Genomic DNA, 13,056 nt, shown 5'->3' on the forward strand with positions numbered 1-13,056 from the left:
CTATTTTTAGTTTGTTTTATATTTTTATTGGTTATCCACTATTATTGTTAATTCTAAATAAAATAAGCAATAATAAAACAGTAAATCTAACTAAAAAACAAATATTACCAAATGTAAGTGTGATTGTATCAGCTTATAATGAAGAAAAACATATTTCCAAAAAAATATATAGTTTATTAGGGCAAAGTTATCCAAAAGATAAGTTAGAAATAATTATAGGATCTGATGGTTCTACAGATCAGACTGTTAGTATTATAAGAAAATTTCAAGTGGAACACAAAAATATTAAACTTATTGAAAGTGTAGAAAATATAGGGAAATGTAACATGATTAATAAATTAATTAATCATGTTGATGGAGAAATTATTGTATTCTCTGATGCAGCTAGTATTTTAGAAAAGGATTGTATTAAAGAGATTGCAAACTCGTATGGAGATGGAAATGTCGGAGGAGTAGCGGGTAATTTGGTTTATAAAAAAATTAATACTTCTTCTACATCGGATCAACAAGGGTTGTTTAGCAAATATGAAAAATTTATTAAAAAACAAGAAAGTGAATATGGTTCATTGGTAACTGCTAGTGGTGCTTTATTTTCGATTAGGAAGGAATTATATCTAGAAAGTGGTAATGCATCTATACCTGAGGATTTTCTACTTCCTTTAAATGTGAATAATGAAAATAAGAGATTTGTATACTGTGAAAAAGCTATAGCTTTTGATGAACCGACTAAAGATTACAAGCAAGAAATAAAGATGAGGAAAAGGGTATCGAATGGCAGCTTTCAAGCTATCTTTTATGCATTCCAAAATTTAAAGAGGCTTCATTCATTAAATAAATTTAGTTTTTCTTTAATTTCACATAAAGTATTAAGGAATTTTTCGTTTTTTCCGTTAATAGTATTGTTTTGTACCAATCTATTTTTAATAGGTGAAACTCTATATAATGTTTCTTTTGGTGTACAAGTTTTTTGTTATACTTTAGCTTTAGTTGAAGTTAAATTTCAAATTAATTCAAGATTAACGAAACTTTGCGGGTACTTTTTCTTAATTAATTATGGATGTTTAATAGGATTTATGGACTGTATTAGAGGAAGAAATGTTGATAAGTGGGCCACGGAAAGATAGTTATGCTAAATAAATTTGAAGTAAAAAAACCAACTATTTTTAAAATAGTTGGTTTTTTTATGAAGTATTGAGGATAATTCGTTAAGGGTTATTTTATTAGAAATAATTTAAAGGAGAGTGAAACAGTGGGGAATATGACAAACCTTAGCCAAACAAATGCTGTAAAAGAACAAGATAATTTTCACACTAACCTAGTAGAAGAGTATAAATTAGAATTGGTAGAGTGTAGTTTACCTATTTCAAAAAAATATCATTTATTTAAGCGTATACTAGATATAATTTTTGCTATAGCAGGATTGGTTGTTTTCTTTCCCGTTATATTCATATTTGGTTTACTAGTAAAATTAGAAACTAGTGGTCCAATATTTTATATTCAAAAAAGAGTTGGGAAAAACGGCATTTACTTTAATATAATGAAATTGAGATCTATGACCGATAATGCGGAAAAAAATGGACAACAATGGGCTGTAATAAATGATCCACGTGTTACTAAGGTAGGTGCATTTATAAGAAAAACAAGGATAGATGAATTACCACAACTTATTAATGTGCTAAGAGGAGAAATGAGCTTAGTAGGACCTAGACCTGAAAGGCCATATTTCACTTCAATATTTACTAAAGATAATCCGGATTTTATAAGAAGGGTGAATGTGAAACCCGGTATTACAGGATATGCCCAAGTAAATGGAGGATACGATTTAAAACCGGCAGATAAGCTTAGGTTAGATCTAATCTATATTGAAGAAGAAAGTATCTACACGGATGTAAAAATAATTTTTCAAACAATAAAGATTGTATTTACAGGAGAGGGAGCAAGATAATTGGATTGATAGGGTTTTATAAGTTTCTAATGTGATATGCAAGAAAATAGAAGATAAACTTTTTGAATATAATTGAATTTAGTTAGATATGTGAGAAAGAAAATAAATTATAGGATAGAATAGATGGAAGTTTTGGTTTTTTCGAATAGAACAAACAGCAAAGGAGAGGAATAGGCTTATTTTGTTTATGTGCATACTAGGATATTTGATGTTTTGGGATGTTAAATAATATAAGAAGGCTTTTAAAAGGTATATAATTTGCTCCTTTGGTAAATTAATTAAATATCTTACAGAAAATATAGGATTAAATAAATTGAAATAGGAGCTATAGTTAATTAGAGATAGATAAAAGACAAGTCTAACGCCCTTTAAAGTTATTATTATGTGATGTGAAATAATTATAAATAATGTTTATTCTAGTAGGAATATAGGAATTAATTTAGGGGGATAATCATGGAAATACTGGTAACAGGTGGAGCGGGATATATTGGTAGTCATACATGCGTAGAATTACTAAAAAACGGTTACGAAATTATAGTAGTAGATAATCTTTCGAATAGCTCAGTAGAGTCTATAAATCGAGTGACAGAGATAACAGGAAAACAGTTTAAATTTTATAAAGAAGATATTTTAAATCGAGAAGCACTTGATACGATTTTTGAAGAAAATACAATTGAAGCTGTTATTCACTTTGCAGGCTTTAAGGCTGTAGGGGAATCAGTAGAAATTCCGTTAACGTATTATCATAACAACATTACAAGCACACTAGTGCTATGTGAAGTGATGCAGAAGCATGATGTGAAGAAGATGATCTTCAGTTCATCTGCAACAGTGTATGGTATCCCAGAAACATCACCAATTACGGAGGAGTTTCCATTAAGTGCAACAAATCCATATGGTCAAACGAAATTAATGATTGAACAAATTATGCGTGATGTAGCATTTGCGGATGCAGAATGGAGTATCGCATTACTTCGTTATTTCAACCCATTTGGTGCACATGAAAGTGGACGTATTGGAGAAGATCCAAACGGAATTCCAAATAACTTAATGCCATATGTAACGCAAGTAGCAGTAGGGAAGTTAAAGGAATTAAGTGTATTTGGAAATGACTATCCAACAAAAGATGGCACGGGTGTCCGTGATTATATTCATGTTGTAGATTTAGCAAATGGCCATGTAAAGGCGCTTGAAAAGGTACTTGGCACTACTGGGATAGATGCATACAATCTCGGTACAGGTACTGGTTATAGTGTGTTGGAAATGGTTGAAGCATTTGAAAAGGTTTCGGGCAAAGAAGTTCCTTATAAAATTACGGAGCGTCGACCTGGTGATGTGGCAGTATGTTTTGCAGATGCATCGAAAGCGAAGCGTGAATTAGGATGGGAAGCACTACGCGGATTAGAAGAGATGTGTGCAGACTCTTGGAGATGGCAATCTGAGAATAAGAATGGGTATCAAGAAGCTATTAACTAGAAGATTCGTTAAATGGTGCGAAATTTTTATCAAGTTATCAATATGCTTTGGCTTCAAAAGTCAATTGCATGTATAATGTATTTTGACATCATAATAATTTGATAGTAGCGCCTAAAGAAGGAAGGTTAAAACTATGAAAAAGAAAATCCTATTTTGGATATTAGGGATTATAGGAGTATTAATTATAGGTGGAGGAGTCTACGCTTATAATATATACTCTTCTGTTTCAAAAACATTAGATGAAGTTCATAAACCATTAAAGCGTGATCAAGGTAATAAACAAGAAGAAAAAATTAGTAATTCTGAACCTGTATCTATCCTATTGCTAGGAGCCGATGAGCGTGGTGAGGATAAAGGACGTTCGGATTCTTTAATGGTCATCACATTAAATCCTAAAAATAATTCAATGAAAACAGTAAGTATCCCTCGTGATACATATACAGAAATCGTTGGAAAAGGTAAAAGTGATAAAATTAACCATGCATACGCATTTGGCGGCGTAGATATGTCTGTAGCGACTGTAGAAAAATTCTTAAATGTTCCTATCAATTACTATATTGAAGTGAATATGGAAGGATTTAAAGATATCGTAGATGCAGTTGGCGGTGTCGATGTTAATAATGATTTAGAGTTCTCTCTTGAAGGGAAGCACTTCCAAAAAGGAAATATTCACCTAACAGGTGACCAAGCACTAGCATTCACACGTATGCGTAAAGAAGACCCTCGCGGCGATTTCGGTCGTCAAATGCGTCAACGTCAAGTGATGCAGGCTGTTATTAAGAAAGGCGCAAGCTTCTCTTCTTTATCAAGTTATGGTGATGTACTTACAGCGATTCAAAAGAATGTGAAAACAAATTTAACGCAAGATCAAATGTTTGATATGCAAAAGAATTATAAAAATTGTCTGCAGAACAGTGAGGATATCCAAATCCCAGGTGACGGCCATAAAGCCGCTGATGGTATTTGGTACTACTATGTTCCAGATGCAGCAAAACAAGATTTAACGAATAAGTTAAAAGCACATCTTGAATTGACTAAGTAATATGTATTGAACCCAACTCCTTTGGAAGGAGTTGGGTTTATTTTTGCATGAATTTATATTAGTATTATATGTTGTGAGATTAATAGATGAGGTGAATCGATGAATAAGAAAGCAGTACTTGTGCTATTTATTTTTGTATTGTTTATTGCTTCGGTTGTGAGCGGTAAACTATATTGGAATAAAAAGATTGCGAATGCAACAGGGCAAACGAGTGAAGTAACGAAAACAAAGGCTGAAGTGAAAGATAACGGAGCGAAGAAAGAAGAGAAAAAACAAGATGCAAAGGCATCTTTTAATGAAGCGTACGCAAAGAACTTGCCAGATGCAGTGAAAGAGAAGTTAAAGAAAGCTGCTGCGGATAAAAAGGCTGTAAATCTTGTTATTGTTGGTGATGAAGCTTCTTCATCTGAAAAAGATGCTTGGGTAGCTAAGTTCACTGCTAATTTAGAGGCTTCTTACGGTAAAGGTTTATGGAATGTGACGGTAAAGGAATATAAGGGTGAAAGTACAGAGGAATTAATCACGAATAAACGCGATAAAGAGATTGCGAAAGAAAATCCAGATGTAATTTTATTTGAGCCACCATTTATTACTGATAACGGAAAAAACGGTAATGGGAACTCTGTTGCAAATACACAGAAGTTTGTTCAGGCACTTTCTACTAGTGCAAAGGGCGCTACAATTATGATTCAACCACCAAACCCAGTGTATGGTGCGAAGAATTATCCGAAATCGATTGAAGCGTTAAAACAATTTGCGACGCAAAATGGTTATACATATGTTGATCATTGGGGAGCGTGGCCTGATGCAACAACGAAAGCAATTTTACCGTACTTACAAGAGGAGTTCGGTTTCCCAAGTGCTAAAGGGCATGAAGTTTGGGCACAATATGTAACGGATTATTTTGTGGCTAAGTAATGAAAGGTACACAAAAGGTATACGAGCAATCGTATACCTTTTATAATAAGAAAGTGAGTAAGAAATCCTAATATATGTAGGAGGTATACAATGAATTCAATTCTAATCTGCGGTGGAGCCGGCTACATCGGTTCTCACGCTGTGAAAAAATTAGTAGATGAAGGTTTATCTGTAGTAGTAGTAGATAATTTACAAACTGGTCATGAAGATGCGATTACGGAAGGTGCGAAGTTTTATAACGGTGACCTTCGTGATAAAGCATTTTTAAGAGATGTTTTTAAACAAGAAAATATTGAGGCGGTTATGCATTTTGCAGCTGATTCTTTAGTTGGAGTTAGTATGGAGAAGCCTCTTCAATATTATAATAATAATGTATATGGTGCACTTTGCTTGCTAGAAGTAATGGATGAGTTTAAGGTAGATAAGTTTATTTTCTCTTCTACTGCGGCAACGTATGGTGAGGTAGATGTAGACCTTATTACTGAGGAAACGATGACAAATCCGACGAATACGTACGGAGAGACGAAGTTAGCGATTGAGAAGATGCTTCATTGGTATAGCCAAGCTTCTAATTTACGTTATAAGATTTTCAGATACTTTAACGTGGCTGGTGCTACTCCAAGTGGTATTATTGGGGAAGATCACCGTCCAGAGACGCATTTAATTCCTCTTGTTTTACAAGTGGCGTTAGGTCAACGTGAGAAGATTATGATGTTTGGTGATGATTATAATACACCAGATGGTACTTGTATCCGTGATTATATTCATGTTGAAGATTTAGTGGCAGCTCATTTCTTAGGGCTTAAGGACCTGCAAAATGGTGGAGAAAGTGATTTCTACAACTTAGGAAATGGTAATGGCTTTAGTGTAAAAGAAATCGTTGATGCAGTTCGTGAAGTTACGAATCATGAGATTCCAGCTGAGATAGCACCACGTCGTGCAGGAGATCCAGCGCGCTTAGTAGCTTCTTCTCAAAAGGCGAAAGAGAAGTTAGGATGGAATCCTGAGTACGTAAATGTGAAGACAATTATTGAGCATGCGTGGGATTGGCATCAAAAGAAACCTAATGGGTATGAAAAATAAGTTTAATAAATGAGAGAGGGTACTGTCGTTCAATACATGTTCGACAATACCCTCTCTTTTTTTGTATGATTTTTGCTATACTAAACTGTACTATAATACAGGATGGAAGGAGGAGAATGATGAAAATACTTGTAGTAGATGATGAATCGAGCATTCGTAATTTGATTCGGATGCAGTTAGAGATGGAAGGATATGAAGTATTGACGGCGGCTGATGGGAGAGAAGCGTTAGAGAGATGGAATGAGCAGCCGGATGTACTTATTTTAGATGTGATGCTTCCTGATACGGATGGGTATGAGTTATTACGTTTATTCCGGGAGAAGGATCGTGATATTCCGGTGCTTATGTTGACAGCTAAGAGTCAGATGAATGATAAGTTACTTGGTCTTCAGCTTGGAGCTGATGATTATGTGACGAAGCCTTTTAATTATGCGGAGCTTATTCTTCGGGTAAAGAATATGGCGCGGCGCGTGAAGAAGAAGGAGGTTCCTTTAAATCATGAGGTGATTGGGGCTGGTGATTTACTTATTTGTCCAAAGGAAAGAAAGCTTCATGTGAGTGGGCAGGAGATTCAGTTAACGTACCGAGAGTTTAATTTATGTCAGTTGTTTGTTTCGAATCCGCAGCGTGTATTCATGAGAGATGAGTTGCTTGAGAAGGTATGGGGGTTTGAGTATATCGGAAATACGAGAGCGGTTGATATTATGGTGCAAAGGCTTAGGAAGAAACTAGGGAAGAGCGGGGAGTATATTAAGACAATTTATGGTGTTGGGTATAAGCTTGATTGCTAAAAGGTGATGATATGTCTTTAAAACGAAATATGGTGTTTGGGATAGTTGGATTGTTGATTCCAATTCTTGTTCTTTTGTATGCGGTTGTTTATATTGCACTGGAGAAGAATGTGTATCATAATGCGGCAGATTCCTTAGAAAAGTTAAGTGTGGAAGCGCAAATTTATACGATGAATTATTTAGAGAAGGAAGCAGAAGTAGAGACGCTAGGTCCTAATTCGCTTTTAATTGCTTCGTATTTAGCGAAGCGAATGGATGTCCGGGTGCAGATGATTGGAAAGAATGGAGATGTTGTTGCAGATACACAAAAAGGAGCGTTACTTCATCGGAATATTGACATTGAGAGTTCTTTGAAGGGAAAGAAATCTTATGTTTTCGAGGAGGGAGACCCAGCTCCAATTCTTTTGTTTTCAAGTCCGGTTTATTATGGAAACGATGTCATTGGGAGTATTCGTTTTATAAATGAGTTAACGGATGAGAAGGAAGTTTTAACAAATGTGAGTTGGACATTTTTAATGACGTCGATTTGTTTAGTAGCTGCTGGTATTTTCTTTGCGATTCGTTTGGCGAAGTCTCTTCATAAACCAATTGATCAGTTAAGGCAAATGGCATATCGGCTTGCGAATGGAGATTATGAAAGTAAGATTGAGCTGAATGAGTATGTGGAAATTGCGCAGCTTTCAGCGTCCTTTAATGCGATGGCTGATGGGATTGAGCTGCATATTAAGCAGCTGAAGGAAGAGAAAGAGAAACAGAAAGATTTCTTGGACCGCATTACGCATGAGCTGAAAACACCGCTTACGGCAATTATCGGGTATGTAGATTTAATTCCGAAGTTACAATCGAAGGAAGATGTGCAGGAGAGCCTCCGTTATGTGTCTGTAGAAAGTGAGCGTCTATTATCACTTGTAGAGGAATTACTTAAGTCTTCAAAGTACGGGAAGAGTACGTTTGAAGTATCACCTACAGTCGTGAATATTAAAGAATTGGCAGAAGAAGCGGTTTCGATTGTGAAACTCAGGTTGCAGCAGTTTGAAATTGAAGTTATGAATGAGTTAACGGAAGTACACGTCGTTGCGGATTTTGATAAGACGAAGCAAATTTTCTTGAATGTGCTTGATAATGCGATTAAATATAGTGATGCTACGCGAGTTCGTATGAATGTAATTATAAATGAGCAGGAAGCGAAAGTTTTTGTTCATGATGATGGTATTGGTATGGATGAAGGTGTGCTTGCAGAATGGAATGAGTCTCCGGAAGGTAAGGTGCTTCCTTCTAGTTATGGGAATGGTTATGGCTTATATATTTGTCAGGAGATTATGAAAAAGCAAGGCGGAAGTATGCGAATTGAGAGTAGTGAAGAAATGGGAACTACAATATGTATGACATTTTTACTTCCGAGACGGATGGAAGACATAAAAAACTTGAAAGCGGTTAAATGATACATTTATGAAACAATTATGCGGTATTTTCGAAACAACGTTTTTTTATCTTGGAGGTAGGCAGAAATGAAAAGGCTATCATTTCAAATTCTTATGTTTATCTTTTGTATGATCGTTTCTCTTATTTTGTTTTATGTTATTGAGAAGCGAATATATAATCGAATCACAATTGTGGATGACAAACAAGCCGTTTTACAAAAAGTGAATGAATCCCTTCCTACTGAAGTGAAAGTAAGGCATGAGAGGTGGGGAGAAATTGTTGTAACGGATGAAGTTCGTTTGCATACGATTGTTTCATTCTTTGACCGAATTCGAATAGAACCGAGAGAAGCGAGGAATCAAGAACAAGTATTTACTGGAGAAGTAACGTACTTGAATGGACATAAACGTACTTTTGCAGTAGGTGACTTGTTCCAGTATGAGGCTAATGTATATGGAAAGAATGGTACGGATCCGATGATCTCAGCATTTCAAACGTATTTGTTAAGTCTGTATTATACACCAGAGCGCATTAGTAATTTCTTTGCGGAGGCAAAGGAAGTTGTAGTGAGGCAAGGGGATGTAATACGTACTATAGATCTTACGCAAATATTTGATTCTATTCGATACGCAAAGCAAATTACAGATTACGGAGAAATTCAGAAATTATTACAATCACAGAATGAGCCGATTGCTTATATTACTGCCTATAAAACAGGCAAACGTGTAAAGAATGAGCGGGAGGATATTCTAACTATTTCTGTGTATCCATCGTACTTTGTTGTGCAATATCTCGGTGATAATAATGGGAATGTAATGTATATGAAGGGCTCCCTAGCAGAATTCCTTGTAAAGGAGAGTGTGTCATGAGAAAGATAGCCTTTTTCTTCTTTTTGCTAATAATCGGAGGAGCGATGTCTAGTTGCTCTCGAGATACAACCTCTATTAAATATAATAAAAGTGGTCTCCCTATTTTGAATGATCGTCATCTCGTTGCATATGTAGCGGCCCGCGAGGAAGTTGGTGAAGCTTTGCTTTCGTCATTTTGTAAACAACGCGGGTGTACATATGAATTTATTCGTCTATCGACAGAAGAACTTCTTCGAAGAGTAGAAGAGGAAGCTGGAAATCCGAAGGCGGATATTATTATTGGCGGTACAGTAGATGCGCATCAAATGATGAAGCAAAAGAACCTTTCTATTCCTGTTACGACCCAGCATGCGAATCGTATTTCAAAGACTGTTAAAGATAAAGATGGTTATTGGTACGGTTATGAAGTGGAGAAACTGGCAATCGCGATTAATAAAGAGCGGTGGAATGAAGAAATAGCGCCGCTCGGTCTCTCGTATCCATCAAGGTGGCAAGATTTATTAGATCCGGTATATACGGGGAAGATTGCAATGCCTGATCCAAATGTTTCCGGCACAGCATATACTTTGTTTCAATCACTTATTGATACTTTAGGTGAAGAAGAAGCGAAAGAGTATGTTAAGAATCTTGCAAGGCAAGTTGGTGAAGTAACGGTGAATGGTTATATGCCCGCAGAACTGGTTGCGAGCGGTGAATATATGATAGGCATCAATTTTGCGGGAGATCAGAGAATGCTTCAGAAACAAGGTTTTCCTATTGTAAGTAATGAACCTGAGCAAACAGGATTATCTGTTAATGCGATTTCGAAACTGAAGCGTGCACCGAGTGGTTTTATTGCGGACTTATTTATTGATTATTGTTTATCAGAAGAAGCGGGGCACATTTTAGAAAAAGTTTCGTTTGGCGTACCAACGATGTTTGCGAAGAATCAGAAAGAGATAGAAGGTCAGCCGGTTAGAAGGACGAACAAAAATATATCAAATAGTGGAATAATCGAGATATGGAATAGACAGCGTCTCTCTCAGCAGTGAGAAAAGGAGACGAAAGAATATGTTTAAATGGCTTAAGCCAGCACCTGCAATTGAGAGATTGCCGGCGGATATGATTGACAGGGTATACAAATTATTACGTATTCGTGTGCTAATGGGAATTTCAGTTGGGTATGCTGCTTATTATTTAGTGCGCAGTAACTTTACGTTATCAAGTACGTATTTAGTACAAGAATATGGTTTTAGTACAGCTGAAATTGGATTACTAGGTTCAGTAATGGCAATTGTTTATGGATTTAGTAAGTTCTTTATGGGGAATTTATCAGATAAAGCTTTCGCCCAGCGCTTTATCGCAGTTGGATTATTCTTATCAGGGCTTGTAAATATTTGCTTCGGTTTTGCATCTTCATTTGGGATGATTGTTACATTACTTGTTCTGAATGGTATTGTACAAGGTATGGGAGCACCACCTTGTAGTATCGTTATGACGAAATGGTTCTCGAAGAAAGAACGTGGTACGAAAACAGGTATTTGGAATATTTCACATAACGTTGGTGGAATGCTAGTGCCACCCCTTGTCGGAATTGGTGTAGGTATTTTCGGTGAAAATCATTGGCAGGGCGGCGTATTTATTTTCCCAGCGATTATCGCAATGGTAATTGCAGTTCTTGTTTGGATTAATGCGAAGGATACACCAGAATCTGAAGGTCTTCCTCCAATTGATGAGTATCGTAATGACTATGAAAATCTTGAAAAAGCAGATAATGCTAATAAGATGTCACCAAAAGAAATTTTAATGAAATATGTAGTGACAAATAAGTTCGTTTGGTATTTATGTATTGCGAATGCATTTGTCTACTTAATTCGTTTCGGTGTTATTAACTGGGTTCCGCTTTATTTAACAACAGTTAAAGGTTTTTCAAAAACAGAAGCGCATGCTGCATACGCGATTTTTGAAGGTATGGCAATTCCAAGTTCATTAATCGTTGGTCTTTTAAGTGATAAGTTATTTAAAGGAAAACGTATGCCATTATGTATTATGAGTATGGCCGGAGTTGTTGTTGGTACGGTTGTATATTGGCAAGCATCTAGCGTACTTGTTGTAAGTATTGCAGTTTCTATTATCGGCTGTTTAATTTACGTACCACAGTTTTTAATCGGTTTAAGTGCGATGGAATTAGTACCAAAATTTGCAGTAGGTACAACAGTTGGTATGTGTGGTCTGTTCGGTTATGTAGGTGGAAGTCTTGTAGCAAACGCAGCAATTGGTGTTATTGTTGATCGTTCTGGCTGGGACGGCTGTTTCATCTTACTATTAGCAGGCGGTATTTTATCAACAGTATTCTTATTTATCGTGCAACGTGGACATGAGAGAAAAGGTCCTAAAGTAGCGTAATATTTTATTAAGAAAAGCGATCCAATTATTATTTTGGATCGCTTTTTTAATAATCGAAAGGACGACCATATGTAAAATTAAAGTTTTATGTGTAAATCGCTTATATAATAAATAGCACTTTCAGTTACTGAGGGGCTAGTTATTTAATATAATTTTTTTAGATTTAATAAAGCGATTATATACATGGATAGACCGAAAAAAGCCCCAGCACAGCCCCAAAGTACAACATCAAATAAAGAGACAGAGATTTCTTCTGAACCTAAATAAGGAAGGATATAAGTCATAAATACAAACATTTGGAATCCCCAAAGTGCACCTGCTTTTAAGCCAGCTTTTTTTAATGTCTTTTTATGTTTTAAATACTCTTCTTCTGTTGCACACTCAGTATCATTTAGGCCCTTCTTTTTCAATTTAAAGATTAAATAATTAGTGTAAATCATATTAATTAGAAAAATAAATATAGTGCCTATAGATATTGTATGGTTCATAGTATCGACGAGTAACATAATAAGCATTACCAACATATTTAACCACCATAAACCAATTCCAGCTATAGCTAATTCTTTATTGATTTCTTGTTTTTGATACTCATCTCTTTCACTAATTGTTCCAATAAAATTATTATAAACTTTTTCTTTCCATTCAATTTTCATCATTTAATCTCCCTCCCAAAATAGGCTGTTTAAATCTGTTTTTAACGCTTTTGCTAATTCGATACATAAAGCTAAAGAAGGATTATATTTATTGTTTTCAATTAAGTTTATTGTCTGTCTAGCCACATTAACTTTTTTAGCTAATTCTAGCTGAGACAGGCCTTCAGATTTTCGATAGTTTTTAACGTTATTCAAATATAAACCTCCTATTAATAGTTGTAGGCTTCGTGTACCGAAGTGTCATATATATATGACACTCTACACTTGGAAAAATAAAATGTCAAATATATATGACAAAAATGAGGGAGCATGGAATTGATGTTGTGTAAGATGAAAATGTATCATCTAAATACAAAAAAACTAATTTAAATTGGATTTTTCTTTTCCTTAAAACTATCTTAAAAGATAGGATGTCATATTTCTAATCATTGGTATTTTTGTTACAATATAAATGATTGTGTAAAACTTTGTA

Annotated in this window: 13 protein-coding genes; 11 read left to right on the plus strand and 2 right to left on the minus strand. The window is 35.3% G+C overall.

The annotated features are described in order from the left end of the window. From JTF23_RS08385 to pgtP, 11 genes are all read left to right on the plus strand, one after another. On the plus strand, nucleotides 1–1,124 hold a 1,124-nt coding region (locus tag JTF23_RS08385; RefSeq protein WP_204208497.1), incomplete at its 5' end, for a glycosyltransferase. Between the two features lie 134 nt (nucleotides 1,125–1,258). Then, complete coding sequence (locus JTF23_RS08390) at nucleotides 1,259–1,945, plus strand: sugar transferase (protein WP_204208602.1); 687 nt, start codon at nucleotides 1,259–1,261, stop codon at nucleotides 1,943–1,945. Between the two features lie 453 nt (nucleotides 1,946–2,398). Beyond that, nucleotides 2,399–3,421: a UDP-glucose 4-epimerase GalE gene (galE, locus tag JTF23_RS08395; protein WP_204208498.1), complete on the plus strand. Its 1,023-nt coding sequence runs from the start codon at nucleotides 2,399–2,401 to the stop codon at nucleotides 3,419–3,421. Between the two features lie 133 nt (nucleotides 3,422–3,554). Continuing rightward, on the plus strand, nucleotides 3,555–4,463 hold the full coding sequence (gene tagU / locus JTF23_RS08400) for a polyisoprenyl-teichoic acid--peptidoglycan teichoic acid transferase TagU (protein ID WP_204208499.1): 909 nt from the start codon (nucleotides 3,555–3,557) through the stop codon (nucleotides 4,461–4,463). A 99-nt stretch (nucleotides 4,464–4,562) separates the two neighbouring features. Continuing rightward, on the plus strand, nucleotides 4,563–5,381 hold the full coding sequence (locus JTF23_RS08405; RefSeq protein WP_204208500.1) for an SGNH/GDSL hydrolase family protein: 819 nt from the start codon (nucleotides 4,563–4,565) through the stop codon (nucleotides 5,379–5,381). Between the two features lie 90 nt (nucleotides 5,382–5,471). After that, the gene (gene galE / locus JTF23_RS08410) at nucleotides 5,472–6,464 is read left to right on the plus strand and encodes a UDP-glucose 4-epimerase GalE (protein WP_204208501.1); all 993 of its coding nucleotides are present in this window, start codon (nucleotides 5,472–5,474) and stop codon (nucleotides 6,462–6,464) included. Between the two features lie 119 nt (nucleotides 6,465–6,583). Further along, the gene (locus tag JTF23_RS08415; RefSeq protein ID WP_002159814.1) at nucleotides 6,584–7,255 is read left to right on the plus strand and encodes a response regulator transcription factor; all 672 of its coding nucleotides are present in this window, start codon (nucleotides 6,584–6,586) and stop codon (nucleotides 7,253–7,255) included. Nucleotides 7,256–7,266: 11 nt separating this feature from the next. Further along, entirely contained in the window at nucleotides 7,267–8,697 is a 1,431-nt protein-coding gene (locus JTF23_RS08420; RefSeq protein ID WP_204208502.1) for a HAMP domain-containing sensor histidine kinase, read from the plus strand. Nucleotides 8,698–8,763: 66 nt separating this feature from the next. Beyond that, nucleotides 8,764–9,546 carry a DUF3919 family protein gene (locus tag JTF23_RS08425; RefSeq protein WP_204208503.1) on the plus strand — a complete coding sequence of 261 codons (783 nt, stop codon included), beginning with the start codon at nucleotides 8,764–8,766 and terminating at the stop codon, nucleotides 9,544–9,546. Beyond that, a complete protein-coding gene (locus JTF23_RS08430) occupies nucleotides 9,543–10,577 on the plus strand; it encodes an ABC transporter substrate-binding protein (protein WP_204208504.1) in 1,035 nt (344 codons plus the stop codon). Before JTF23_RS08425 ends, JTF23_RS08430 begins: the two co-directional genes overlap by 4 nt. A gap of 19 nt (nucleotides 10,578–10,596) precedes the next feature. After that, complete coding sequence (pgtP, locus tag JTF23_RS08435; protein ID WP_002159818.1) at nucleotides 10,597–11,931, plus strand: MFS transporter; 1,335 nt, start codon at nucleotides 10,597–10,599, stop codon at nucleotides 11,929–11,931. A 143-nt stretch (nucleotides 11,932–12,074) separates the two neighbouring features. Here pgtP and JTF23_RS08440 read toward each other — a convergent pair whose 3' ends face one another. Both JTF23_RS08440 and JTF23_RS08445 read right to left on the minus strand, forming a co-directional pair. After that, a complete protein-coding gene (locus tag JTF23_RS08440; RefSeq protein ID WP_016106667.1) occupies nucleotides 12,075–12,587 on the minus strand; it encodes a DUF3278 domain-containing protein in 513 nt (170 codons plus the stop codon). Beyond that, the gene (locus tag JTF23_RS08445) at nucleotides 12,588–12,779 is read right to left on the minus strand and encodes a helix-turn-helix transcriptional regulator (RefSeq protein WP_002089683.1); all 192 of its coding nucleotides are present in this window, start codon (nucleotides 12,777–12,779) and stop codon (nucleotides 12,588–12,590) included. It abuts the gene before it with no gap. Nucleotides 12,780–13,056: the final 277 nt, after the last annotated feature.

It is taken from the genome of Bacillus sp. RIT 809, from assembly GCF_016892495.1.
Classification (GTDB): Bacteria; Bacillota; Bacilli; order Bacillales; family Bacillaceae_G; genus Bacillus_A; species Bacillus_A cereus_U.